Source organism: Billgrantia pellis (assembly GCF_008297955.1).
Taxonomy (GTDB): domain Bacteria; phylum Pseudomonadota; class Gammaproteobacteria; order Pseudomonadales; family Halomonadaceae; genus Halomonas; species Halomonas pellis.
In genome coordinates this window covers 776,665-802,071 of sequence record NZ_VTPY01000003.1, presented here as the reverse complement: position 1 = coordinate 802,071, position 25,407 = coordinate 776,665, and the positions used below count along the sequence as shown (strand labels likewise).

At 63.8% G+C, this 25,407-nt stretch carries 26 protein-coding genes; 7 read left to right on the top strand and 19 right to left on the bottom strand.

The window, feature by feature from the left end; genetic code table 11:
- Positions 1-2: 2 nt before the first annotated feature.
- From lptG to bfr, 4 genes are all read left to right on the top strand, one after another.
- Positions 3-1,067: an LPS export ABC transporter permease LptG gene (lptG, locus tag F0A17_RS09610; RefSeq protein WP_149328245.1), complete on the top strand. Its 1,065-nt coding sequence runs from the start codon at positions 3-5 to the stop codon at positions 1,065-1,067.
- A gap of 38 nt (positions 1,068-1,105) precedes the next feature.
- Positions 1,106-1,585: an RDD family protein gene (locus F0A17_RS09605; RefSeq protein ID WP_149328100.1), complete on the top strand. Its 480-nt coding sequence runs from the start codon at positions 1,106-1,108 to the stop codon at positions 1,583-1,585.
- 93 nt (positions 1,586-1,678) lie between these two features.
- The gene (locus tag F0A17_RS09600; RefSeq protein ID WP_149328099.1) at positions 1,679-1,885 is read left to right on the top strand and encodes a (2Fe-2S)-binding protein; all 207 of its coding nucleotides are present in this window, start codon (positions 1,679-1,681) and stop codon (positions 1,883-1,885) included.
- 174 nt (positions 1,886-2,059) lie between these two features.
- A complete protein-coding gene (bfr, locus tag F0A17_RS09595; protein WP_149328098.1) occupies positions 2,060-2,542 on the top strand; it encodes a bacterioferritin in 483 nt (160 codons plus the stop codon).
- A gap of 128 nt (positions 2,543-2,670) precedes the next feature.
- Here the strand turns inward: bfr and F0A17_RS09590 are convergent, their stop codons facing one another.
- The 10 genes from F0A17_RS09590 to ugpB form a co-directional block, all read right to left on the bottom strand.
- Positions 2,671-2,895: a DUF1653 domain-containing protein gene (locus F0A17_RS09590; RefSeq protein ID WP_149328244.1), complete on the bottom strand. Its 225-nt coding sequence runs from the start codon at positions 2,893-2,895 to the stop codon at positions 2,671-2,673.
- 13 nt (positions 2,896-2,908) lie between these two features.
- Complete coding sequence (gene tcdA / locus F0A17_RS09585) at positions 2,909-3,745, bottom strand: tRNA cyclic N6-threonylcarbamoyladenosine(37) synthase TcdA (RefSeq protein ID WP_149328097.1); 837 nt, start codon at positions 3,743-3,745, stop codon at positions 2,909-2,911.
- A 22-nt stretch (positions 3,746-3,767) separates the two neighbouring features.
- Positions 3,768-4,535: a pseudouridine synthase gene (locus F0A17_RS09580; RefSeq protein ID WP_149328096.1), complete on the bottom strand. Its 768-nt coding sequence runs from the start codon at positions 4,533-4,535 to the stop codon at positions 3,768-3,770.
- Between the two features lie 83 nt (positions 4,536-4,618).
- Positions 4,619-5,917, bottom strand: a complete 1,299-nt coding sequence (locus F0A17_RS09575; protein WP_149328095.1) for a Glu/Leu/Phe/Val family dehydrogenase — start codon at positions 5,915-5,917, stop codon at positions 4,619-4,621.
- A gap of 192 nt (positions 5,918-6,109) precedes the next feature.
- A complete protein-coding gene (locus tag F0A17_RS09570) occupies positions 6,110-6,910 on the bottom strand; it encodes an inositol monophosphatase family protein (protein WP_149328094.1) in 801 nt (266 codons plus the stop codon).
- Positions 6,911-6,922: 12 nt separating this feature from the next.
- Positions 6,923-7,363, bottom strand: coding sequence for a GNAT family N-acetyltransferase (locus F0A17_RS09565; protein ID WP_149328093.1), 441 nt, complete (start codon positions 7,361-7,363; stop codon positions 6,923-6,925).
- A gap of 1 nt (position 7,364) precedes the next feature.
- Entirely contained in the window at positions 7,365-8,417 is a 1,053-nt protein-coding gene (locus tag F0A17_RS09560) for a sn-glycerol-3-phosphate import ATP-binding protein UgpC (protein WP_149328092.1), read from the bottom strand.
- Position 8,418: 1 nt separating this feature from the next.
- Positions 8,419-9,264, bottom strand: coding sequence for a sn-glycerol-3-phosphate ABC transporter permease UgpE (ugpE, locus tag F0A17_RS09555; protein ID WP_149328091.1), 846 nt, complete (start codon positions 9,262-9,264; stop codon positions 8,419-8,421).
- Between the two features lie 14 nt (positions 9,265-9,278).
- On the bottom strand, positions 9,279-10,163 hold the full coding sequence (gene ugpA / locus F0A17_RS09550) for a sn-glycerol-3-phosphate ABC transporter permease UgpA (RefSeq protein WP_149328090.1): 885 nt from the start codon (positions 10,161-10,163) through the stop codon (positions 9,279-9,281).
- A 60-nt stretch (positions 10,164-10,223) separates the two neighbouring features.
- A complete protein-coding gene (ugpB, locus tag F0A17_RS09545) occupies positions 10,224-11,540 on the bottom strand; it encodes a sn-glycerol-3-phosphate ABC transporter substrate-binding protein UgpB (protein WP_149328089.1) in 1,317 nt (438 codons plus the stop codon).
- Between the two features lie 155 nt (positions 11,541-11,695).
- Between ugpB and F0A17_RS09540 the strand changes: the two genes are divergently transcribed.
- The gene (locus tag F0A17_RS09540) at positions 11,696-13,435 is read left to right on the top strand and encodes a bifunctional diguanylate cyclase/phosphodiesterase (RefSeq protein WP_149328088.1); all 1,740 of its coding nucleotides are present in this window, start codon (positions 11,696-11,698) and stop codon (positions 13,433-13,435) included.
- Between the two features lie 56 nt (positions 13,436-13,491).
- On the opposite strand, the gene F0A17_RS09535 is transcribed toward F0A17_RS09540, so the two are convergent.
- The gene (locus F0A17_RS09535) at positions 13,492-14,910 is read right to left on the bottom strand and encodes a hypothetical protein (RefSeq protein ID WP_149328087.1); all 1,419 of its coding nucleotides are present in this window, start codon (positions 14,908-14,910) and stop codon (positions 13,492-13,494) included.
- Between the two features lie 190 nt (positions 14,911-15,100).
- On the opposite strand from F0A17_RS09535, the gene F0A17_RS09530 reads away from it, so the two are divergent.
- Both F0A17_RS09530 and F0A17_RS09525 read left to right on the top strand, forming a co-directional pair.
- A complete protein-coding gene (locus F0A17_RS09530; protein ID WP_149328086.1) occupies positions 15,101-15,766 on the top strand; it encodes an SDR family oxidoreductase in 666 nt (221 codons plus the stop codon).
- A 113-nt stretch (positions 15,767-15,879) separates the two neighbouring features.
- The gene (locus F0A17_RS09525; RefSeq protein ID WP_149328085.1) at positions 15,880-17,106 is read left to right on the top strand and encodes an MFS transporter; all 1,227 of its coding nucleotides are present in this window, start codon (positions 15,880-15,882) and stop codon (positions 17,104-17,106) included.
- Here F0A17_RS09525 and phnE (F0A17_RS09520) read toward each other — a convergent pair.
- The 8 genes from phnE (F0A17_RS09520) to F0A17_RS09485 all read right to left on the bottom strand — a co-directional run bounded on the left by phnE (F0A17_RS09520) (position 17,099) and on the right by F0A17_RS09485 (position 25,374).
- Complete coding sequence (gene phnE / locus F0A17_RS09520) at positions 17,099-17,914, bottom strand: phosphonate ABC transporter, permease protein PhnE (protein ID WP_149328084.1); 816 nt, start codon at positions 17,912-17,914, stop codon at positions 17,099-17,101. The genes F0A17_RS09525 and phnE (F0A17_RS09520) overlap by 8 nt on opposite strands.
- A gap of 142 nt (positions 17,915-18,056) precedes the next feature.
- Entirely contained in the window at positions 18,057-18,866 is an 810-nt protein-coding gene (phnE, locus tag F0A17_RS09515) for a phosphonate ABC transporter, permease protein PhnE (RefSeq protein ID WP_149328083.1), read from the bottom strand.
- Positions 18,863-19,702 (bottom strand): phosphonate ABC transporter ATP-binding protein, encoded by an 840-nt coding sequence (gene phnC, locus F0A17_RS09510; protein ID WP_149328082.1) that lies wholly within the window; start codon positions 19,700-19,702, stop codon positions 18,863-18,865. Before phnC ends, phnE (F0A17_RS09515) begins: the two co-directional genes overlap by 4 nt.
- A gap of 92 nt (positions 19,703-19,794) precedes the next feature.
- Entirely contained in the window at positions 19,795-20,760 is a 966-nt protein-coding gene (phnD, locus tag F0A17_RS09505) for a phosphate/phosphite/phosphonate ABC transporter substrate-binding protein (RefSeq protein ID WP_149328243.1), read from the bottom strand.
- A gap of 117 nt (positions 20,761-20,877) precedes the next feature.
- Positions 20,878-21,420, bottom strand: a complete 543-nt coding sequence (locus F0A17_RS09500; RefSeq protein WP_149328081.1) for a phosphatase PAP2 family protein — start codon at positions 21,418-21,420, stop codon at positions 20,878-20,880.
- Positions 21,392-22,558: a glycosyltransferase family 4 protein gene (locus F0A17_RS09495; protein WP_149328080.1), complete on the bottom strand. Its 1,167-nt coding sequence runs from the start codon at positions 22,556-22,558 to the stop codon at positions 21,392-21,394. The genes F0A17_RS09500 and F0A17_RS09495 overlap by 29 nt, the downstream gene beginning before the upstream one ends.
- 153 nt (positions 22,559-22,711) lie before the next feature.
- Complete coding sequence (locus F0A17_RS09490) at positions 22,712-24,409, bottom strand: ABC transporter permease (RefSeq protein WP_149328079.1); 1,698 nt, start codon at positions 24,407-24,409, stop codon at positions 22,712-22,714.
- Positions 24,409-25,374, bottom strand: coding sequence for an ABC transporter substrate-binding protein (locus tag F0A17_RS09485; protein ID WP_149328078.1), 966 nt, complete (start codon positions 25,372-25,374; stop codon positions 24,409-24,411). The genes F0A17_RS09490 and F0A17_RS09485 overlap by 1 nt, the downstream gene beginning before the upstream one ends.
- Positions 25,375-25,407 lie beyond the last annotated feature (33 nt).

The window sequence follows — 25,407 nt, the reverse complement described above, 5'->3', positions numbered from 1 at the left end:
TGCTGGTGACCGACCGTCTCGATCGCTATATCGCCCGCAACGTGCTGGGCGCGATCATCGTCGTCCAGGTGGTATTGCTGGGGCTTGACCTGGTGATCAGCTATATCAACGACCTTGACGACGTGGAAGGTGGCTACGGCGCCCTCGAGGTGTTGCTCTTCCTGCTGATGCGCCTGCCCTGGCGTTTCTACCAGTATGCGCCGGTAGGGGTCCTGATCGGTGCGCTGATCGGGCTTGGCAGCATGGCCTCGAGCAACGAGCTCACGGTCATGCGTGCAGCCGGTCGCTCACTGGCGCGCATTCTGTGGGGCGTGATGAAGCCGATCATTCTGGTGGTGATCATATTGCTGTTGATCGCCGAGTTCGTCAGTCCGCGCACCGAGCAGTACGCCAGCGCCTGGCGCCTGGAACAGATGCAGGGTGAAGGCGCCCTGCTGACCCAGAGCGGCGGCTGGCAGCGAGAAGGCGGCAGCATCTATCGCTTCGGTGCCATCCGGGCCGACGATACCGTGCTCGACCTGACCCGCTATGTCTTCGAGGACAAGCGCTTGCGCGAAGCCGTGCAGGCAGCGCGTGCGGTCTGGGAGGGCGAACGCTGGATGCTCGAAGACGTGCGGATCACGCGCTTCGTCGACGACCGCACCGAAGCCGAGGCGCACGAGCGACTGGAATGGCAGACGACGCTGACGCCCGACCAGCTCAATCGCCTTCTGCGCGACATCAATAGCCAAGCGCCCAGCGAACTGTGGGCCTATTCGCGCTACCTGTTAACCCAAGGACAGCAAGCCACCCAGCCCTTGCTGTATTTCTGGCAAAAAATGCTGTTGCCGCTGACCATGGCGTCGCTGGTGCTGGTGGCGGCGTCGTTCGTGTTCGGCCCACTACGCACCGTGGCTGCCGGTACGCGGGTGTTCTACGGCGTTATCGTCGGACTGACGTTCAAATATCTCCAGGATCTGCTGGCACCGGCCTCGACGGTATTCGGTTTCTCGCCGGCCTGGGCGGTGTTGGCGCCGACCCTGCTTTGCGCCGCTCTGGGACTTTATCTATTGCGTCGCTCGGGCTAGCGACACCGGCGGCATGGACCTGAAAGAAAGAGACGCTGATGCAACGACGATTCGATCAACTCGACGACGTATGGCCGGCCGGTTTGGGGCGCCGCTTGGGCGCCATGCTCTATGACGCTTTCCTGGTGGCGGCAATCTGGGTGCTGATCGGCGTGCTGCAAGTGGCCTTCGTACGCCTGGGCCTGGGCCTGGATGCTGAGCAGGTGGGCCAGGGAGTACTGCAGCGCCTGACGCTCCAGTTGGCGTTGCTGGTTGGGGCATTCCTGTTCTTCGCCTTCTTCTGGATGCGAGGCGGCATGACCCTGGGCATGCAGGCCTGGCGACTGCGCGTACAGACCCGCAGCGGCCATTCGCTCACCTTGCGTCAGAGCCTGGTGCGCTACGTGATGGCCTGGTTATCGCTGTTGGCCTTCGGCCTGGGCTATCTCTGGGTGCTATTCGATACCGAGCGTCGCAGTTGGTCCGATATCGCATCGGGGACACGGGTTGTCGTATTACCCAAGCCAGACCGGCGCTGATCCTGACGCGAACCCACCAAGGGTAATTCCCTCTTGCGACAGCCTATGCGAATCATTTACATTACCCCTCGTAAGCACAGCGAGGTGATGTCGATGTACGTATGTCTCTGCAAGGGCGTGTCCGACCACAAGATCCGCGAAAGCATCGAAAAGGGAGCTCGGAGCTGGCGGGAAGTGCAGCAGGAGACCGGCTGCGGTACCCAGTGCGGCAAGTGCGCCTGTGTGGGCAAGGCCATCACCCGTGAAGCCGTCAAGGCGGAATTCATGGCCTCGGCCAACGATCTCGCCTACGCCGTGTAGCGCTCGGGGCGTCGCGCGGCGGCACCTCGTTGCCAATCTCTCTCATTCTTGTTGACATTAATCCAACCGATTGTCGCGGTTGGATTTTTTGTGTGTTTGGACTAATACTGTCCTATCATATCGTGTTGAACGACACGCAAGGCCTAGACCGACACGAGACGGGAGTACGGCGACATGAAAGGCGATGCCAAGGTCATCGAGTATCTCAACAAGGCGCTCGGCAACGAGCTGGTGGCGATCAACCAGTACTTCCTGCATGCCAAGATGTACAAGGATTGGGGCCTCAAGGCGCTTGCCAAGTGGGAGTACGACGAATCCATCGATGAAATGAAGCATGCCGACAAGCTGATCGAGCGCATCCTCTTCCTGGAGGGCGTGCCCAATCTGCAGGACCTAGGCAAGCTGCACATCGGCGAGAATGTGCGCGAGATGCTCGAAAGCGACCTCAAGATCGAGCACGACGGCCGTAACGATTACATCGAGGCCATCGCGTACTGCGAACAGGTCAAGGATTATGTTTCCCGCGACCTGTTCCGCCATATTCTTGCCGACGAAGAGGAACACATCGACCATATCGAGACCGAGCTCGGCCTGATCGACAAGGTCGGCATCGAAAACTACCTGCTGCGCCAAATGCAGGAGGCCGGTGACGAATAATTCGCTCCGGACTCCGGCGACACTACCGCCCGGCCCGTGCCGGTGCCTTTATGGCGCCGGTTCTGCCGAGGGCATGCAGATGAAAGGGCGGTTTGGTTGAGGTTGAGAGAGCGGTCAGGCCGGTAGGGTCAGAACGCCTTCTCCAGGTCGAAACGCGGAACGGGTTCTCCACGGACCTCGACGGTTTCGGTAAACATGGCGAGCGGTCGTACCCACAGGCCGTAATCGCCATAGAGCGCACGATAAACCACCATGGGTTCCTCGGTTTCGCTGTGGTGGGCCACGCCTAGCACTTCGTAGCGATTGCCCTTGTAATGGCTGTAAATGCCGGGGACGGGATAGGGGTGGGTCATTGTGGGCTCCAGGTCAGCAATCCGTGTCATCCTCGACCGCCTCCTTCCTGGCGGCCTGCTTGGCCAAGCGTGCGAGCACTCTTGAAACGGCGACGAAACCGAAGCCGCCCGTGACGAACGTGGCCGCCCCCACGCCGGAGGCACAATCCAGCCGTGTCGATTCACCGGCGCCGGGCTTCTGCAGGCAGACTTCGCCATCAGCGCCAGGGTAGACCAATTGCTCATCGGAATAGACACATTCGACCGAAAAGCGCCGCTTGGGGTTGCGTGAAAAACCGTAGTCGCGTCGCAGGCGGGCGCGCACCTTGGCCAGTAGCGGATCGTGCTCGGTGCGCGCCAGGTCCGCCACCCGAATGCGGGTGGGATCGGTCTGGCCGCCAGCGGCGCCCGCCACGACGATCGGCAGCTTGCGCCTACGGCACCAATGGATCAGCGCGGCCTTGGCCACGACGCTGTCGATGGCATCGATCACGTAGTCGGCGTCTGTGGGAATGCGGACCGTCAGGTTGGACGGCGTGACGAAAGCGGGGTCGGCGGCGACCTCGATGCCGGGCTGGATGGCCCGGCAGCGTTCGGCAAGGACCTCCACCTTGGGCCGCCCGATGTTGCCATCGAGGGCGGGAAGCTGACGATTGACGTTGGAGACGCAGACATCGTCGAGATCGATCAGCGTAAGCCGGCCAATGCCCGAGCGTGCCAATGCCTCTACGGCCCAGCTGCCGACGCCACCCACTCCCACCACCACCACATGGGCGGTGCGAAAGTGCTCGAGCGCGCGGCTGCCGTAAAGCCGGCGAATGCCGCCGAAGCGAAAGGCATAGTCGTCCTGTGGTGTGGGGGGGACGGTCATGGTGACAGATCGAGTCTCCGGATCAGGCAGGGAGGAGGGACTGACAAGACGATTCCCGCACGCTGTCGAGCGGCAGATGGCCGGCCCAGCCGAAACGCTCGAACAGCGTCGTCATGGTGGCATCGAGGGCGCCGCTCACCTCGACGTGGCGGCCGTCGAGGGGATGCTCGAAGGCCAGGCCTACTGCCGCCAGCAGTAGCCGCGGGCACTGCAAATGTTCCGCGAAGAAGCGGTTGTGGTTGCCCTTGCCATGCTTGGCGTCGCCGATGATCGGATAGCCGCGGCGCGACAGATGACGACGGATCTGGTGACGCCGACCGGTCAGTGGGCGCGCTTCCAGCAGCGAATAGCGGCTGGTGGGATAGCGATCCACTCGAACGGGCAACTCCGCACTGTCGAGTCGGCGAATTTCGGTCACCGCTTCCAGCGCCGGCATCTCCGCCTTGGGGCGACTGCCGTCTTCCTCGCGCAGCGCATAATCGAGCCGGTCGTGCTCGGGGCCGATGCCGCGCACCACGGCCAAGTAGCGCTTGTGCGCCCGGCGCTCAGCGAAGACTTCGGTCAGTCGGGCGGCCGTGTTCGGATCGAGAGCGAAGAGCATCACCCCGGACGTGGGACGATCAAGGCGATGTACCGGATAAACCCGTCGCCCCAGCTGGTTGCGCAGACGCTGCAGCAGGAATTCACGCTCGCCGCGTGCCAACGCCGTGCGGTGCACCAGCAGGCCGGCGGGCTTGTCCACCGCGACCAGATAATCGTCACGATGCAGAATTCTCAGCGCTTGCGACATGGCCGTTCCGGGTCCGTTCGACGTGGGCGCCATTGTCGCCGTCGATGTTCGAGTTGTCACCCCCCGCGGCGGCTCATGACGGTTCAATCGCTGTCCTGGCAATTGCCGCGCTTCAGGATGCCGTCGACGATCCGCTCGATCCCTTGACGATAGGCGGCTTGGCGATACGAGACCGATTCCCGCTCGGCGCGCTCGAGTACCAATCGGCTCTGCCGCTCGATGCGCTCGGCGAGGCGTGCGTTGACCTCTTCCTCGGCCCAGCGTTCGCCGGTGCGGTTCTGCACCCATTCGTAGTAGCTGACGATCACGCCGCCGGTATTGGCCAGCACGTCGGGGAGCACCGGCACGCCTCGCTTCTCGAGCCGTGCATCGGCCGCGCTGGTAACCGGACCGTTGGCGATCTCGAGCAGTGCCCTAGCCCGCACCAGGTCGACGTTGTCATCATGAATCTGGTTTTCCAGTGCCGCCAACGTCAATACATCCACCTCGAGAGTGAGCAGGTCGTCGCGTTCCAGCTTCTCCACATGCTCGGCGATACACACCGAATCGTCGCAATAGACCATGTCGTGCAATCGCTGGTTGCGGCGCTTCTGGGCCATGATCGGGTCGGGGTCCAGGCCCTCCTCGCTGTAGATGGCACCCTTGGAATCGGAGACGGCAACGATCCGGTAGCCCCGTGCGTGAGCCAGGCGTGCAAAGTGATAGGCGGCGTTGCCGAAGCCCTGGATCGCCACTCGGATGTCCTCGGGGCGACGCTCCTCGCGAGCGGCCCACAAGTCCAGTACATGCAGGGCGCCGCGTCCGGTGGCGGCGACGCGTCCCAGCGAGCCTCCCAGCGCCGGCGGCTTGCCGGTAATGGCGGCAGGCACCTTGGCGCGGGCGAGGTGATCGAACTCGTCGGCCATCCAGCCCATGATCGTGGCGTTGGTGTTGACATCGGGGGCGGGGATGTCACGGTCGGGTCCCATGACGTCGGCAATGGCGCGCACGTAACTGCGTGCCAGGCGCTCCAGCTCGAGGCGTGACAGCGACTTGGGGTCGACCTGGACACCGCCCTTGCCGCCCCCGTAGGGCAGATCGACCACCGCGCACTTCACTGCCATCCAGAAGCTCAGCGTGGTGACTTCTTCCTGGGTGACATCGGGATGGAAGCGGATGCCGCCCTTGGCCGGGCCCAGCGTATCGTTGTACTGCACTCGCCAGCCGGGAAATACCTTGAGGCTCCCATCGTCCATGCGCACCGGAACGCTGACTTGCAGCGATAGGTTGGGCTGCATCAATCTTTCCCTCGCATCCGCTGCCACGTCGAGGGCCTCGAACACGGCTTCCAGGCGCGAGCGCGCGTCGTCGAACAGGTTGGCATGGTCCGTTTGCCCAGGCATCGGTCTCCTCCGGATAGGCAAGTTCCTCATTTGCCTGGTTCAGCGTAGTCCCAGGCTGAAGATCGATCCATGCCAGAGCAAAGCGCCTACGCTTGGACGGGGGCGTCGCGTCAGGCCAGCCAGCGCGGCCTTTGGCGCTAGAGGCTGCGAGCCTCGTTGCCCGGCCGGAGCCGCTCGAACCCGCATCTCGGTTCAGCCGTTGTTCAGGTAGGCGAGCAGCTTGGCGTGCCGTTCAGGGTGGGCCACCAGCAGGTTGCGCCACGCCGCGGGAGCGGCGTTGCCTTCGAGGTCGGTGACGGCGAGTCCCGCCTCGCGGGCAATGACGATCCCGGCGGCGATGTCCCACAGTTCGAGAACGGCGCCCTCCGACCAGAAGGCATCGAAACGACCGAGGCCGGCATAGGCGATCTCGAGAGCTGCCGAACCAGGGCTGCGTATGCCGGCTACCCGTGGCATCAGAGCGGCGAACTGGCGCAGGCTGGTCGCGTAGTCGCCCTTGGCGTGATAGGGCAGGCAGGTGCCCACCAGCATCTCGGCCATGCCACGGGCCGGCGGCGCAACCGCACGATTATCGTTCAGATAGGCTCCCCGGCCATGCACGGCCCACAGCATCTCGTCCAGCAACGGGTGGTAGACCACGCCCTGGGTCAGGGTCGTGCCCTCGCGAACGGCAATGGAGACCGAGAAGTGAGGAACCCGATGAAGAAAATTGTTGGTGCCGTCGAGCGGGTCGATGATCACCGTGACATCGCCGTTCTGGGCGGGCGTCGTGCCGGTCTCCTCACCCAGGAACCCCACTTGAGGATGGGAGCGGCGGACGGTGTCGATAATGGCGTGTTCCGCCGCCCGGTCGAAGTGGGTCACGAAGTCGGATGCGCCCTTGCATTCGAAAGGGATCGCGCCGGCGGCCTCATAGCCCTCGCGCAGGATGTCACCGGCCGCTCGCGCGGCCCGCTTGAGAGTGTCGATTAGAGAAGCAGCGTTATTGGGCATAGGGCTCCTGCTTTAGCCGCGACGAATGACATACCCATGCTTGGCCTCGCCGGAAAAGCCACAAGCACGATAGAACGCATGAGTTGAAGCTTCCTCAGAGCCAGTTAATAGCATGACTTTGTAGCAGCCTCGTGACCATGCGTGTTCAAGGGCATGACGAATGAGCTGCTTCCCAATGCCTTGGCCGCGATAGTGAGGATGCGTCACGACGTTCTCGATCAAGGCATAGGGTTGGGCTCCGCGAGTCAGGTTCAGCATGATGCTGAGATAACAGGTCGCCACCAAAGCCCTGTTGAGTTCGGCTACGACAAGAACCAGATCGGGACTTCGTAGGATGCGTTCGAAGACACGTCGTGTGTCGTCGCTGGGAGCGGGGTCCTCGGGATTGAGTTCGCGATACAGTGCGAAGAGCGGCGCATAATCCTCCCCTCGCGCTGTTCTGATTGTCGTCATATCAGACACCCATTCGCCGGCCGCTTTCCCGGTTGAAGGGGTGCAGCGCCTCGCGGGTCACATGGAAGCGCAGCGTCTCGCCTTCCGTCACCGGTGGCTGGCCGGCGGTTCGGATCACCGTAGGCTGATCGTTGCCTTCCAGGCGCACGTAGAGGTGGCTCTCGGCGCCGGCAGCCTCGAACAGTTCCAGGGTCGATTCCACTATCAGATGCCGTTTGTCCGGCGCCTGAATGTGCAGATCGTCGGGTCGAATGCCGACGATATCGGTGCCTTCGGGCAGGTCATCGAGCAGGCCACTGCCTCTTTCGCGCAGATAATCCACCGGAAACAGGTTCATCGCAGGCGAACCGATGAAGGTGGCGACGAACAACGAAGCGGGGCGGAGATAAATCTCCATGGGCGTGCCGACCTGCTCGATGCGCCCCCCGTTGAGCACCACCAGGCGGTCGCCCAGCGTCATGGCCTCGAGTTGATCGTGGGTGACATAGAGACTGGTGGTCTGGAGGCGGCGTTGGAGCTGCTTGATTTCCACCCGCATCTGCACACGCAGCTTGGCATCCAGGTTGGAAAGGGGCTCGTCGAACAGAAAGGCCGCCGGCTCACGTACCAGGGCGCGCCCCATCGCCACTCGCTGGCGCTGACCGCCGGAGAGCTGGCGCGGCTTGCGCGGCAGAAGCTCTTCGATCTCGAGCATCTTGGCGGCTTCCTGAACCCGGCGCTCGATCTCGTCGCGTTGGTGACCGCGATTCTTGAGACCGTAAGCGAGGTTGTCGAATACCGTCATGTGCGGGTAGAGGGCATAGTTCTGGAATACCATGGCAATGTCGCGTTGGGCCGGTTCCAGGTCGTTGACGACGCGGTCGCCGATATGCAGTGTGCCTTCGCCGACGCTCTCGAGCCCGGCCACCATGCGCAGCAGGGTCGACTTGCCGCAACCCGAGGGGCCGACAAGCACCACGAATTCGCCATCGGCAACGTCCAGGTCGATGCCCTTCACCGCCTGCACATTGCCGGGATAGGTTTTCCTCAGGCCTTCCAGCTTGATGCTTGCCATTTTATTTCTCCGTTTCCGTCAGGCCTTTCACGAACAACCGCTGCATGAACAGGACCACCAGCACCGGGGGGAGGGTGGCCATGACCACGGCCGCCATCACCAGGTGCCAGGGTACATAACCTTCTGAATTGATCATGGTCTGGATGCCCATGACGATGGTGTAGTATTCCGGGTCGGTAGTGATCAGTAGCGGCCACAGGTACTGGTTCCAGCCGTAGATGAACATGATCACGAATAGCGCGGCGATATTGGTGATCGACAGCGGCAGCAGAATGTCCCTGAAGAACTTCATCGGCCCCGCGCCGTCCACCCGAGCGGCTTCGAGCATCTCCTCCGGTACCGTCATGAAGAACTGGCGAAACAGGAAGGTAGCGGTGGCCGAGGCGATAAGCGGGATGGAGAGGCCGGCGAAGCTGTTGAGCATGCCGAGATCCGCCACTACGCGGAAGGTGGGGATGATACGCACCTCCACCGGCAGCATCAGGGTGATGAAGATCAGCCAGAAGAAGAACAGCCGAAAGCGGAAGCGGAAATAGACGATGGCGAAGGCCGAGAGCAGCGAAATGGCCAGCTTGCCGACGGTGATCGCCAGCGCCATGATCAGGCTGTTCCACAGCATTTTGCCCGCTGCCGGAGCGCTGGAGCTGGACAGCCCGCTTTGCCACATCAGGCGGTAGTTTTCCAGAGCGTGGCCGCCGGGCAGCAAGGGCAGGCCGCCGCGCATCAGCTCGCCCGGCCCCTGGGTCGAGGCAATGATGGCCACGTAAACCGGCAGTAGCACCATGGCTACGCCGAGCATCAACAACACATGAGTGAGCAGGTTGCCCACCGGGCGATGTTCGACCATGGATGTCCTTCACCTCAATAATTGACGCGGCGCTCGATAAAGCGGAACTGCACCACGGTAAGCGCCACGACGATGGCCATCAGGACGACCGACTGGGCGGCGGAGCTGCCGAGATTCATCCCCACGAAGCCGTCGGCGTACACCTTGTAGACCAGAATATTCGTCGCCTGGGCCGGGCCACCCTGGGTGGTGGCGTGGATCACTCCGAAGGTGTCGAACATGGCGTAGACCACATTGACCACCATCAGGAAAAAGGTGGTGGGGGCCAGCAGAGGAAAGACGATGCTCCAGAAACGCTTGAACGGGCTGGCACCGTCGATGGCGGCGGCTTCGATCAGCGATTGCGGTATCGACTGCAGTCCGGCCAGGAAGAACAAGAAGTTATAGGCGATCTGCTTCCATGCGGCGGCGAAGATCACCAGCAGCATGGCATCTGTGCCGGAGGTGCGGTGGTTCCAGCGATAGCCGAGCATGTCGAGCATGTAAGGGAGGATGCCGATGGAAGGATGGAAGATGAACCACCACAGCACTCCGGCAATGGCCGGGGCCACCGCGTAAGGCCACACCAGCAGAGTGGTGTAGGCATGGCGCGAGCGAATCAGGCGGTTGACGGCCATCGCCATCAGCAATGCCATACTCATGGAGAGCAGCGTGGTGCCGATGGCGAATACCGCCGTCACGCTCATGGAATTGAGATACAGCGGGTCGTTGAACAGGCGTGCGAAGTTGTCCAGCCCGACGAAGGTGCGACTCAGGCCGAAAGGGTCTTCACGCAGCAGCGCCTGGTAGAAGGCCTGGCCGGCGGGCCAGATGAAGAAGATCAGGGTGACGATTACCTGCGGGGCCAGCAGTGCATAGGGGAGCCAGCCGCCGGGGAGGGTCATGCGTTTTGTCTGCATCGGGGCTCGTCTTCAGACCAAACCGCCGTCCACGGTGGCGTGGACGGCGGCGATAGGACTTTACGGGTTGGCAGCCTGGAAGTCGCGCAGCAGCTGATTGCCACGGCGTACGGCATCAGAGGCAGCCTGTTGGCCATCCTTGCCGCCGGTCATCACCGCTTCCATCTCTTCGGAGATAATGTCGCGGATCTGCACGAAGTTGCCGAAGCGAATGCCCTTGGAGTTTGCGGTCGGCGGGTTCAGGTTCATCTGCTCGATGGAGGTGTCGGCACCGGGGTTCTCGGCATAGAAGCCCTGCTCCTCGCTCAGCTCCCAGGCGGCCATGGTGATCGGCAGGTAACCGGTGCGCTGGTGCCAGTCGGCCTGTACTTCCGGCTGGGAGAGATAGTCGAAGAACGCGGCGACGGCGGCGTACTCCTCGTCGCTGTGACCCTGGAGCGTCCACAGCGTGGCGCCACCGATGATCGAGTTCTGCGGTGCGCTGCCAATATCATCGTAATAGGGCTGCATGCCGTAGCCGACTTCGAATTCTGCGTTGCCCAGCACCCCGGCGCGTGAGGCGGAGGAACCGAAGAACATCGCACACTCGCCGGAGTAGAACATCGGTGCGGCATCATCGCCCGGGCCGGGGCCGCCCCAGCGGAACAGGCCGTCGTCCTGCCACTGCTTGAGGTTGTCCCAGTGGCGGGCGACATGTTCGTTGTCGAACACGAACTCGGTTTCGGGGCCACCGAAGCCGTTCTCCAGGGTGCCCAGCGGCAGGTCATGCATGGCGGAGAAGTTCTCCAGCATCACCCAGCTTGGCCAAGAGGTGGTGAAACCGCAATCGGCGGCACCGCTATCGACGATCCGCTGCGAAGCTTCGACCATCTCGCCCCAGGTGCGCGGGACTTCCTCTACGCCCGCCGCGTCGAAGATCTCGCGGTTGTAGTACATGATCGGCGTGGAGGAGTTGAACGGGAACGACAGCATGTTGCCGTTGGTGTCGGTGTAGTAACCCACCACCGCCGGCAGGAAGGCTTCGCGATCGAAGGCGCGGCCATGGTCTTCCATCAGTTGGTAGATCGGGTAGATGGCGCCTTCGGCGGCCATCATGGTGCCGGTGCCGACCTCGAACACCTGCAGGATGTGCGGCTGCTCCCCGGCACGGAAGGCCGCGATGGCGCCGGTCATGGTCTCGGTGTAGTTGCCTCGGTAGCTGGGCACCACGCGATAGTCATCCTGGGATGCGTTGAAGCCGCTCGTGATGCCTTCGAGAATCTCACTCAGCTCACCGGACATGGCGTGCCACCACTGCACCTCGGTAGCGGCGTGGGCGGAAAGCGACAAGGTGGCGGTGAGCGTGCCTGTTATGAGCGCGGTAGTGCGAGGCGACATGAGACTCTCCTTGAATAGATGTCGCCGATAACGCTAAGCGTTTCATGTTTCAATTCGATATAGCTGATATGACAGGGGGCATGTCAGGTGGTGTCATGTCGCTGTCACAGCGATGACGCACTGTGACTCATCTCGGGGGGAACAGAGGGCACGACATGGCCGGCGGGGAGGAGCAAGAGCTTAGGGCGATCATCGAGGGCGAGCGGCTGATGCCCTGCTTTCAACCGATCGTCGACGTGGAGCGGCAGCGGGTGCACGGTTATGAGGCGTTGATTCGCGGGCCGGAGGGCTCGAGGCTGTATTCGCCGCTGGTGCTGTTCGATGCGGCGATGCGACAGGGCCTGCTGGTAGAACTGGACCTGATGTGTCGGCGCCTGGCGATCGCAGCCTTCGTTCGGCTCGGCCTGCCCGGAAGCCTCTTTCTCAACGTCATGCCCTCGACGATCGTCGAGCGCGATTTTCGCGAGGGGCTTACCCTAGGCTACCTGCGTGAGCATGGGCTGGCGCCCAACCGGGTGGTAATCGAGCTGACCGAACACGTGCCGATTCACGACTATGCCCTGATGCGGCAGGCCGTCTCCCATTACCGGGACATGGGCTTCCAGGTGGCACTGGATGACCTGGGGGCGGGGCATTCAAGCCTGCGTCACTGGGCCGAGCTACGCCCCGATTTCGTCAAGTTGGATCGTCACTTCATCGCGGGCATCGACCGCGAGCCCGGCAAGCAGGAATTCCTGCGTTCGATTCTCGATGTGTCTCGCAGCCTGGGCTGCCTGCTGATCGCCGAGGGGGTTGAGACCGCCGAAGAGTACCGCTGTCTGTGGGAGCTCGACCGCAGCCTCTCGCTGCTGCAGGGGTATTATTTCGCCCGGCCTAGCCTGGCGCCACCGCAAGAGATCGAACGTTTTCTTCCCGGCGGTGCACCGCTGCGTCAGGATACGATGCGCAGTGCCCGCGCTGTGCTCAGACCTCTGGAGCCCATCACGCCATGCTGGCCGGTACTCAACTTGGCGGAGCGCTTTCGTGCCGACCCTCACCTACGCTGCGTGGCGGTTGTCGACGAGGGGCGCCCAGTGGGCGTGATTCGGCGAAACGAGTTCCTGACGCTGTTCACCAACCCCTATAGTCATGCCCTGTTCACCAAGCGGCAGGTGAAGGAGCTGATCGATCCGCGTGTACCGATCGCTATCGACGAGACGCCATTGACCTTGCTCAGCCAACAGATCACCGGCAGCAAGGATGTCCCTCAGGAGGATTTCGTGATCGTCGATGCCCAGGGGGGGTACCTGGGCATGGGAAACATCGTCGACCTGTTGCGCGAGATCACCGCGATCCAAATACGCCAGGCGCGTCATGCCAATCCCCTGACGGGGCTGCCGGGCAATCTGCTGATCAACGAGACGCTCGGCGAATGGTTGGAGAGCGGTGCGGCCTTCACCGCCGTCTATTGCGACCTGGACAATTTCAAGGCGTTTAACGATGCCTATGGCTACGCCCGAGGCGACCGCATGATCGTGGTCTTGGCGCAACTGCTCGGGGAAGAGGCGGGACGGGAGGATTTCGTCGGCCACATTGGCGGCGACGACTTCATGCTACTGCTTGCCGGGAACGGCTGGGAGCGGCGTTGCCACGCGATACTCGAGGCGTTTGGTGGCTTGGTGCCGGGGTTCTACGATGCCGAGGATCGGCGGGCCGGTGGCGTGCGGGTCAAGAGCCGGCAAGGGCAGATGGCTTTCTACCCATTCGTCAGTCTGTCACTTGCCGCTCGCCCGGTCCGGGATGGACGCGGTTGCGACCCACTCGCCATTGCCACGGAACTCGCCGAACTCAAGCAACAGGCCAAGCGTCGCCCCGGCAACAGCCTATTCATCGATCGCCGGCAGCGACGCGATTGAATCCGTTCCCGCGACACCATGCGGGAACGGGCGCTTTCCCGCCTGGTGTCGGAGACCTATGCGCTGCTCAGGCTCAGCGTGTAGGCACCGCCGTCGCCACCGCCGTAGGAGCGCGCGGTGGCCCGGTAGGCGCCGGGTTCCAAGTGGGTGCTGATGCGTGCATTCAGATCGCCGGCGCCGTCGTCATCACTGAGGAAGACCCCCTCACCCTCGAGCTCCAGATAGGCATCGAAGTCATTCGAGCGCATTTCCAGGTGATATTCACCCGCCCGGTCGATCTGAAATTCGTAGACTGACCTGCCGCCCGGCAGCAGACTGGCGCTGATGGGATGGTTCACCTCCAGTCGATCATTTCCCGGCATCTCGTCGATCTCGACGGCACTGGCCCTCAGCTCGAACAGGCCACTGCCGCCGGTGCCGTGACGGCGCGCCGTCACGGTATAGCTACCGGGCTCCAAGGGGTAGTAAAGCCGCGCGTTGAGCCCTTCACCGCCGTCGTCGTCGCTGGCGAAAACGTGATTGCCTTGCAGTTCGAGTACGGAATCGAAATCGTCGGAGAGCATCTCCAAAGTGACCGCCGAACGGGTCTCGAGTTCGAGCTGATACACCAGCGCGTCACCGCTCAGCCAGCCCTGCAGCGGCTCGTCGAGGCGCAGCTCGCCGCTGTTGCGTAGCGCGTTGGCATCGGCGAATGCATGCGGCGCGAGTTCGAGGGTATACAGGCCGTTGCCTTCACCGTAGGCGGTGCGCGCCGTCAGTCGGTATTCGCCGGGCTCGAGGAAGTCGGCAATGCGCGCATCCAGGTTGCCTGCGCTGTCATCGTCCTCGCGCCGGTAGCCATTGGGCCCGTCCAGCACCAGGAAGGCGTCCACATCGCTCGAGCGCATCTCGACCTGGTAGAGACCGCTTTCCTCGATGGTGAACGTGTAATGGTCTGCGCCCCCTTGCAGCCAGCCGTCGGCCTGCATGGGCATGGCCAAGGTATCGCTTTCGATCAGCTCCATTTCACGGCTGGTCAGTGTGAAGGGACCATAGCTATGCAGGTCATGGCCGCTGACGACCAGCGTATAGTCGCCGCTTTCATCGATGCGCCGGCGCAGCGCCGAAGCACTGGACGCGTCGTAATAGGCCGGATCGCTGCTGGTTGCCAACATCTGTGCATGGTCGTCGTACAGGGTCAGCGTACCTTTCAGCGGGCCATCGAGTTCGATCTCGATCAGGGTGCCCTCTTCGAGCGGCAGACTGAAGCGCTCGAAGCGACTCCCGTCCTTGCCGTTCAGCTCACTGTCGGAGGTGATCTCGCCGCGCAGGCGCTCGCCCAGGCTCAGTGTGGGCAGCGCCGGGGCGTCGGCAGCGGCGCTTTCGGTCGGCGCGGCGTCGGCGGTCATGGCGGCGGGCAGCTGCCAGCCGATAACGAAGCCGACGATAACGCCGCCCAGGGTGACGAGAGCGAAGGTAGGGGCGCGATTGGCCATTACAGCATCCTTTTCGATGGCAGGCATCGGTGGGAAGAGCCCGGCGAGGCGGGCGTTTACATTGAGTAACCATTATAAGCCGAACGCTGCGTTGATGAATATGTGCCGAATCAGTACTTGAACTCGCTCCGACGAGCGCCAAACTGGTCGTAATCTTAGCGACAACACGACCAACGGAGAGGAGCCAGCCATGTCTTCCAGCGTACTGATCACGGGCGCCAATCGTGGGATCGGCCAGGCCTTGGCCCGTCACTATCGCGACGCGGGCTGGCGGGTGATCGGCGTTTGTCGCGAGGCCTCCCCCGAACTCGCCGAAGTTGCCGAGCGGGTGATCGAAGGTATCGACGTGACGCGGCCCGAGGATATCGCCCGGCTCGTCGCGCAACTCGAGGGGCAGCGTCTCGACCTGTTGATCAACAATGCCGGCCTGCTGCGCGACGAATCGTTGGGCTCCCTGGACTTCGATTCGATTCGCGAGCAGATGGAGATTAACGCCTACGGCCCGCTGCGGGTGACCGAGGCGCTGCTGGACAACCTCGGGGCGGGCAGCAAGGTCGCCAACGTCACCAGTCGCATGGGATCCATCGCCGACAACGATTCCGGCGGGCGCTACGGCTACCGGGCATCGAAGGCGGCGCTGAACGCCTTCGGCAGATCGCTGGCCATGGACCTCAAACCCAAGGGCGTTGCCGTGGCTCAGTTGCACCCGGGATACGTGCAGACCCGCATGGTCAATTTCGGTGGGCTGATCCCGCCCGAAGAAGCCGCTGCCGGCATCGCTGCGCGTATCGCGGCGCTGACGCTGGAGAACAGCGGCGGCTTCTGGCATAGCAATGGAGAGCCGCTGCCCTGGTAGCGCTTTCCCTGATACCGTCCGGCATGACGCAGGCGGCCTTCGCCAATGGCGCTGGTGACGCCGGAAAATTTATGTGTAGGCTAACGGTTTCGTCACCGTGACCGGAGTCTGCCATGACGGCCTCGTCCCCTACGCCTTCGTCTTCATCAACCAGTGCGGAAGGCTGGTGGGTCCTGGCAGCGACCACTTGGGTGCAGGTCCTGTGCAGTGGCGCCATGCTGCTGGTGCCGACTCTCGCGCCTCAGGTGGCGGCGGCCTTCGGTATGCCCACCGGTTGGGTGGGGCTGCAGGTCAGCCTGCTCTACGGCGTGGCGATGCTCTCCTCGCTGCAGTCGGCAGTGGTGGCGCGACGCCTGGGCGGTTGCCGGGCTAGCCAACTGGCCATGGCCTTGGTGCTGGCCGGCTGCATGCTGGCCTTGCTCGGCACACCCTTGGCGCTGCTTGGCACCACCGTAATGCTGGGTCTGGCCTATGGCTTGACCAGTCCGGCAGCAGCGGAGTTACTGACCCGCTACACGCCCGCCGGGCGGCGCAACCTGATGTTTTCCATCAAGCAGACCGGTGTGCCCCTGGGCGGGGTCCTGGCCGGTCTGCTGGCGCCGACCCTGACGGCCTATTGGAGCTGGCACGCGGCGTTCCTGGCGGTGGGGTTGGCCTGCCTGGGTATGCTGCTGTTATTGCAAGGCCGGCGCCTGCTCTGGGACCAGACCCGCCAGCCCACCGCCCCCATGCGCGGCAGCGGCAGCCTGGCCGTGTTGCGCGAGCAACCCTCGATGCGCTGGCTGGGGGCCGTCGGTTTCTGCCTCTCGGCAGCCCAGCTTTCGCTACTCAGCTTTGCGGTGGCTTTCATGGTCGAGGAGCGACTCCTCGCCCTGGTCACCGCCGGGGTCGTCGTCTCGGTGGTGCATGTGGCGGGGGTGACGGGGCGCATCGGCTGGGGAGTGCTGGCCGACTACCTGGGCCGCAGCCTGCCGGTTCTGATCGGCCTGGCTGTCGCCATCACGCTCGTGTTTCTGGTCCTGGCCCTTCTCGGGGCGTTGCTACCCACCTGGACGGTAGTGGCGCTGCTCGTACTGGCGGGTGCTACCTCGGTCGGTTGGAACGGGGTCTATCTAGCGGAAGTGACCCGGCGCTGCCGGCCCGGCGAAGTGGGCGAAGCCACCGCCGCCGTACTGGTGCTCACTTACATGGGGGTGCTGGTGGGACCCGCGTTATTCAGCTTGATCGTCTGGGTTACCGCAAGCTATGCCATAGGCTTCTTGCTGCCCGCCGCCACCGGCGGGCTGGCGATCTTCTGTCTGCAGCGATACCGCGGGGCCGGTCACGGAGCCATCAGATGATGGCATGACGCACCCGGGCCGAGATCCACTCCGAGACCAGCACCGTGGCGAAGATCATCAGAAAGATCACGCTGACCTGGCTCCAGGCCAGGCTGTTGATCGCCGCGTTGAGCTGCAACCCGATGCCGCCGGCCCCCACCAGCCCCAGTACCGTGGATTCGCGGATGTTGATATCCCAGCGGTAGACGCTGATCCCCGCGAAGGCGGGCAGCACCTGGGGCAGCACGCCGTAGTTCAACACCTGCATGCGGCTGGCGCCGGTGGCGCTGATCGCTTCCACCGGCGTGGGGTGGATCTCCTCGATGGCCTCGTAGAGCAGCTTGCCGACGAAACCGATCGAGCGTAGGGCGATGGCGATGATGCCGGCCAGTACGCCAGGGCCAAGAATCGTGACCAGCAGCATGGCCCAGATCAGCGAATTGATGGAGCGAGAGGAGACGATGATGACCAATGCGGCGCTGCGCACCAGCGGATGAGGCGAGGTATTGCGTGCCGCGAGGAAGGCCACCGGAAAGGCCATGGCGATGCCCAGCAGGGTGCCGAGCGTGGCGATATTGAGGGTATCCCACATCGGCTTCCACAGCCGCTGGGCGTAGCTCCACTGCGGCGGCAGCATGCGGCTGACCAAGTCGCTGCCCTGGCGGCCGGCGTCTTCGACGAACACCCACATGGTATTGTCCGAGATCACTTTCCAGCACAGCAGGAACAGCGAGATGCCCCCCAGCCAGGCGAGATAGCCGAGCCACTGGGCGCGGGTGGTGCGCAGGCGCCAGATCGGCGTACCCTGCGGAGTGGTCGTAACGGGCATGGATCATTCCTTTCAGGCAAAGGCAATGAGCGAGCGTAATGAAGCGCAAGGCGCTCGAAGCGCAAGAACCGGAGCATATGAGGGATATGTGAGGATTCTGAGCCTTCGAGCAACACAGCGATTCTGACGCGCAGCCATTGCATTACTGGGTCCAGCGGCGGACATGACTCGAGCTGTACTCGCACAGCAGCACGATGGCGATGATGATCAGCAGGATCGCTGCCGAGGTGTCGTACTCGTAGCGGCCGATCGAGGTGTTCAGGGTGGCGCCGATGCCGCCGGCGCCGACGATGCCGATCACCGCCGACTCACGGAAGTTGATGTCCAGGCGGTACATGGAGAGCCCGATCAGGCGCGGCATCACCTGGGGCTGCACGGCGTGGTTCATGACCTGCCACCAGTTGGCCCCGGTAGCGCGAACCGCCTCGACCTGGCGCCAGTCGAGATCCTCGATGTCCTCTGCCAGCAGCTTGGCCATGAAGCCGATGGTGGCAAAGGCCAGGGTGATCATGCCGGCCAACGGGCCGAAGCCGAACATCACCACGAACAGGATGGCGATGATCACCTCCTGAAAGGTGCGCGAAACGGTAATGATGCCGCGACAGACCAAGTAGACCGACAACGGTGCGATGTTGCGTGCCGCTCCGAGCCCCACTGGGATGGCCAGTGCCACGCCGATCACGGTGGAGGTCAGCGTCATGGTCAAGCTCTCGAGAAGACCGTCGAGAATGTCACCGCGGCGGCTGACGAAGTCGGGCTGGGCGAAGGCAGCAAGAAAGTTGAGTCCTCGCCCCATGCCCTCGGCGACCCTGGCCCAGTTGACTTGAACGCTGGCCAGCGCCAGCACCAGGTAGATCACGGCGCCGCCGATCAGCAGCCAGCGCAGCCTGGCATCGGCAATACGCGGCAAGCGCTGCCAGCGGCCCACTCGGGCGAGCTGTTCGCGGGTCATCGCACCCCTCCCGCGGCGACAGCGGTCAGCGGCTGATGAAGTGGGCGAGCCGGGGATTCCGGCTCCTGGCTCGACGCGGCCTCGCTCTGGGTGTCCCACTCTTCCTCACCGTAGATGGTGGTCAGGATATCGGCGTCGAGCTCCTCGGGGCGGCCGTCGAAAACGATTCGACCCGCGCGCAGGCCGACGATACGGTCGGCAAACTGGCGGGCGAGGAGCACGTCATGAATGTTGATGATGGCGGCCAATTCGTGTTCGGCGCACAGCTCGCGAATCAGGCGCATGATCTGGCGCGAGGTCTTCGGGTCGAGGCTCGCCGTGGGCTCGTCCACCAGTAGCAGCTCGGGGCGCTGCAGGAGGGCGCGGGCAATACCGACGCGCTGGCGCTGCCCCCCGGAGAGGGCGTCGGCACGCTTGTCGATGGCATGCGGCAGACCGACGCGCTCGAGCAGGTGAAACGCCTCTGCCACCACTTCCTGCGGATATCGGCGCAGGAAGCTGCGCCAGAAGCCGACGTAGCCCAGGCGCCCCGAGAGCACGTTCTCCATCACAGTGAGGCGATCGACCAGGGCATATTCCTGAAAGATCATTGCCATGGCACGCCGGGCCTCGCGCAGGCGCCGGCCCGAGAGGCGCGTCAGCTCCACGCCGCCGAGGGTAACGCTGCCCGAGGTGGGCTCTACCAAGCGATTGACGCAGCGGATCAGCGTGCTCTTGCCGGCACCCGAGGGGCCGATCAATGCCAGTACCTGCCCGCGGGGCAGGGTCAGATCGATATCGGTCAGCGCAAGATCCCCGGTGGGGTAGCGCTTGCAGAGGTTGGAAAGGGTCAGCATGGAAAATTTCCCTCTTCATGCATGTCGCAGCCGGGGCGGAGCCCCGGCTGCGCTAGCTGCCTGGCCGCACCAAGCGTCGCCGGTCCGCGACATCAGTCGCAGTCGTAGGTGACGCCGTTGGCTTCGTCGATGGTGCGGATCACTTCCCAATGCTCCTGGTAGGTGATCGGGATGAACTGCGCCTCGCCGGAATTGGCGAACTCAGCCTGGAGGGCGCTGCCTTCCCAGTCGAAGCTGAAGAAGGCTTCCTTCACTTGCTCGGCCAGCTCGGGATGCAAGTTGTAGACGTGCCCATAGCCGGTGGTGGGGAAGGTCTGCGAGGTGTAGAGAACCTCGTAGTCGCCTTCATTCACGACGCCACGGGAGACCATACGATGTGCCACCGAATTGGCGATGGCAGCGGCATCGTAATCGCGGTTGACCACCCCGAGGATGGAATTATCGTGAGAACCGGAGAAATCAGTCGCGAAATCCTCGTCCGGCACCAGGCCGAATTCGCTAGTCAGCAGTGCCGAGGGCGCCTTGAAGCCCGAGTTGGAGGTGGGGGAGGTGAACGCCATGCTGCGACCGGCCAGGTCCTCCATGGTCTCGATACCGCTGCCCGGGTAGGTGATGATTTCCATCTCGTAGCCGAAGCTGCCGTCCTCGGCGGCCATCATGGCGAAGGGCACGAAGCCCGAGCAGTTCACCGCCATGGGGTTGGAGCCGGTATTGAAGCCGGCCACATGCAGACGGCCGGCACGCATCGCCTCGAGCTGGGCGGCGTTGGACTGTACCGGGAAGAACTGGACGCGCTTGCCGGTGGTCTCCTCCATATGTTCGAGAAAACCGGCCCAGACCTCGGCATAGACGGCCGGATCCTCCACCGGGGTATAGGCGAACACCAGGGTATCGGGGTCGACCCACTGGGACTCGTCGGTGGGGGCGTCGGCCACCAGATCGCCGTTGACATCGGTGAAGCGCGGCGCGAGATGGGCACTGGCCTGCAGAGCGGTGGCGGCGAGTACGCCAGCGATCGTGGCGCGAAGCAGAAGAGGAGTGGAACGCTTGGGTTGCATGTCGGTCACCTGTGTTGCGGACTGTAGCGAACGGTTACGGATGCCATCCTGCTGTTCGGACATGACGACTTCCGGTCGATCGCGTGACCGTTGCATGACGGCACCATGAAGGCGCCGTCAGCCCGCCAGGTAAAGGCTGGTCAGGCCGAAGGCGTAACCGATGGCGGCACCGGCGGCGACGTCACTGACATAGTGCAGCCCGAGGCCGACCCGCGAGAGCGCGATAAGCGCGGCCAACGGTACCAGCAGCGGCAGCAGCCAGGGCGCATGAGCCGCCGTCAGCACGCAAAACATCACGGCGTGCATGGTGTGGCCGCTGGGAAAGCTATAACGGTCGCGGGCCGGCTCGCCGCACTGGATGAGGTTGCCGAAGGTAATGAAAGGGCGCTCTCGACACAGTCGGGTCTTGATCAAGCGATAGAAGCCGATGGCGACCAACCCCGTCACGGCATACTGCACCAGGTAGGCAAGGCCGGCGCCGGGCTGCAGCAGCGGCTGGGCGGCGATCAGCAGTACCCACACCGGCCAGTCGCCCAGGCGGCTGGCCAGGCGAAGGGTTGCCAGCCATGGCGAGTAGAGGCTGAGATTGGCGAAGCGTTGACACAATCGCCTCTCCAGCAGATCCAATCGATCAAATACCACAAGTGCGCGTGGACGCATGATCCACCTCCCGGGCCTGTTCGAGTACGGAAAGGAACGTATCGGCGATGGCCGGCCAACGGCAGGCCTGGGCACGCTGACGCGCGGCCCGGCCCATCTGGGCGTAGCGGGCGGGCTGCTGGCATAGCGCGACTGCGGCTTCACGAAAGGCGTCGGCATCCCCGGCAGGAACGGTCACGCCGTTGACGCCGCTGTCGATCAATTCGGCGGCGGCGGCATGGCGATAGGCGATCACGGCAAGGCCGCTGGCCATGGCTTCCGGTACCACGTTGCCCCAGGTTTCGGAAAGCGAGGGAAAGACGAACAGGTCGGCGCTGGCATAGTGCTGAGCCAGCGCTTGGGGCGAAATGAAACCGGTGAAGTGCACATCGGGCAGGGCCTTCTCCAAGGTACGACGCGCCGGCCCATCACCGACAATCACCTGGGCCATGTCGGGCCTGGCGTCGCGCATGGCGTGCAGGGTTTCGCGCAGCAGCGAGAGGTTCTTCTCCGCCGCCAGCCGCCCGACATGGAGCGCCACCGGACGATGCTCGTCGACTCCCCAACTGCGGCGCAGCTCGGCACTGCGAAGCCGAGGGTCGAGCCGCTGCTGGTCAATGCCGCGGCCCATCACCTCGAGCCGCTGAAAACCCTGGCGTGAAAGCTCGGCCGCCTGCTGCCGGGTGGGCACCAGCGTGGTCCGGCAGCCGTTGTGGAAGTGTCGCAGACCACGCATCAGGGCTGGCGCCAGCCAAGGAACGCCGTAGTCGCGGCAGTAATGATCGAAGTTGGTATGCCAGCCGGTCACTACCGGGATCGACATACGTTGCGCCGCGCGCCGTGCCGACCAGCCCAGCGGCCCCTGGGTCGCGATGTAGATCACGTCGGGACGCTGCCTGTGCCATAAACGTTGGATGCGACGCGTAGCGGGCATGCCGATACGCACCTCGCGATAGCCGGGCATCGCGAAGCCGGGCACGCGCAGCTCGGCCTGGAGGCTCGGAGTGCGCGCTGCGGTCGGCGCCGTCCTGGCGGGCGTGGGGCGGACGAGCTGCAGCGCCACGCCGCGCGCCGACAGTTCCCGGCTCAATTGGTCGAGCGTATGGGCGACGCCGTTGATATCGGGTGACCAGGTTTCGCTGACCAGACAGACTCGCATGGCATCCTCGTTTCGATGGGTCCTTGCAACGAAGATGCCAGTCTGGCATGACGGCCAGACGACAGCGCGATGATGAAAGCATGACGGCCGATACACCGAGGGATTTCGCGTTTCTGCCTTAGAGGGGCGCTAACAAGGGGGCACACGGGTTACCTAACCGGCAATCGGCAGCCGCTTGCGGCTGAACATCGCCAGGGCCACCAGCAGCGCTGTGGTGGTAAACACCGCTACGGCGCTCATGGCCATGCCGATCCCGGGGGAGCCCTGTTCGAACTGGCCGAACACGAAGGTCGAGACCGTGCGCATGCCGGCCGGTGCCACCATTAGCGAGGCCACCAGTTCCCGGGAGGCGATCGCGAAGACCAGTAGCATGGAGACGAGCAAGCTCGGGGCCAGGGTCGGCAGTAGGATGCGCTGAAAGGTGGTGAAGAAGCCGGCGCCGCAGACCCGCGCCGCGGCTTCCAGGTTCTCGTTCATTTGGCGGAAGGCCGCCGAGGCGTAGCGCACCGGGTAGGGTAGCAGCAGGCAGGCGTAGGCGAGCAGCAGCATGGCGCCAGTGTTGTAAACCTGAATTGGCCACCAGGTCTGGTTCCAGGCCAGGATCAGTCCCACCGCCACCACGATACCGGGCATGGCGTTCGGCAGGAGCGAGAGAAAGTCGAGTAGCCCTTTGCCTCGCAGGTGGGCGCGCACCACCAGATAACCCACCAGGGCCCCCAGCACACCGGTGACCAGCGCGGCGCCGATGGCCAGTCCCAGGCTGGTGGAGAGTGCTTGTAGCGCGCCGCCGCGGTTGGCCAGCAGCGCTTCGAAGTGGCGCAGGGAGAGATTCTCCAGGGTCAATCCGCCAGAAAGGGTACCGGTGAAGGCGGTGGCCAGCACGGCGAGGATTGGCACCGCGACGGAGGCCATCGCCACCAGGCCGAAGAGCCCCAGCACCGGCCAGCGCCAAAGGCCGAGTTCGGTGCGCTCCACCGGCGCCGGCTTGCCGGTCTGGCTGACGAAAGAGCGCCGTGTGACCAGCCAATGCTGCAAGTAGAAGGCTGCCATGGCCAGCATCACCAGCAAGAGCGACAGCACCGCCGCACCGGGAATATCGATTGGCCAGTCGGCGAAGCGCTCGTGGATACCTGTGACCAGTACCTTATATCCCGCCTGCGCACCCAGGGTGGCAGGCGTGCCGAACTCCTCGGTAGTGAGGGCGAAAACCAGCAGCAGGCTAGCGGCGATGCCGGGGGTGGAGAGCGGCAGGGTGATGCGCCAGAAGGTGCGCCAGCCGCCAGCGCCGCTGACCCGGGCGGCGGCGGCATAGCGCCCGCCGACGCTCATCATGGTGCGCGACACCGCGAAGTAGACCACTGGGAAGACGTTGAGCACCATCACGAAGACGATGCCCGGGAAAGAAAAGAGGAAAGCGTTGGCGGAGAGCCCGCTGAGCTGTTCGGCGTAGCCCCGCGGCTGCAGCGTCAGCATCCAGGAGAGCGCGGCGATATAAGGCGGAATCATGAAAGGGATCAGGAAGATCACATCCCAGGCGATGCCGCCGGGTACCCGGGTCAAGGCGCGCAGCGCACCGAGCGGGATGGCCAGCAGGGCACAGACTACCACCACGGCAATGCCCAAGCGCAGGGTATTGCCGAGCAGTCCCAGCAGCGCTGGGTCGGAGAGCAGCGGTACGAACAGTCCGAAGGCGCCGGTCAGTTGGCCCCGTGACCAGCCGGGAAAAATTGCCTGCAGCACCACGTAGAGCAGCGGTAACCCCACCAGCAGAAGTAGGGCAGCCCCCGTCAGCAACATGACGATGCCCGCCCCGTTTGCCTGGGGCAGGTCTCGGATTAGGCGCGTTAGCATCAGCGATCCGTAGCCTCGCGGAAGCGGCCGAGGATGACCTCGCGCTGGGCGTTCATGGCCTCGCTATCCACCTCGATCAGGGTCAACTCCTCGAGGGTCGGGCGCAGCGCTTCGATATCGGTGCGTGACGGCATCAAGTAGCGCTCGGCGACCCGCGCCTGGCCCTGCTCGGAAAGCACGAAGTCGATGAACTGTTCGGCCTCGCTGGGCATGTTGGTGGAGGCGAGGATCATCATCGGCCGCGGCGCGATCACGGTACCGCTCTCGGGGAAAATGACCTCGATGGCCTCGCCCTCGGCCTGTTGGCCCAGGGAGATATAGTCCACCGCACCGAAGACTACCGATTTGGCACCTTGCAGCACTGGGTTCAGCGCGCGGGCGTTGGGGCCGGGCACGATCATGTCGTTCTCTATCAGGGCATCGATCAGTGACCAGGTGGCGTCCTCGCCCTTGGCGGTGAGCAGGCCTGTCAGCAGTTCGAAGGCAGCGCCGGACTGGGCCGGGTCGGGCATGGTGACCTGGTTGCGGTAGGCCGCATCGGTGAGGTCGCTCCAGTCGGCCGGCTGGGAGACGTCGCTGTCGCGATTCCACACCAAGGCCAGGGCCGAGACGCCTTGGGCCACATAGTGATCGCTCTTGAGGAAATCGGGCACCGTCGCGGCGTTGGGTGAGCGGTACTCGTGCAACAGGCCCTGATCATGCAGCGACACGGCGCTCTCCCAAGAGGCGGAGATCACCACGTCGGCCAGCGGGTTGGCCCGCTCGGACTCCAGGCGGGCCATTACCTGGCCGGTCGTGCTCTGGAAGACGTTGACCTCGATGCCGGTTACCTGGGTGAAATCGGCGGCGAGGTTTTCGATCAGTGCGCCTGGGCCGGCGGAGTAGACGGTGAGCGCGCTCGCGGTGGCCAGGCCTGGCAGAGCGAACAGGCTGACGCCGAGGGCAAGGGGTTTCAAGACTTGCATGGCAAACTCCCGGTCATGGGTATGGAAGGGCTA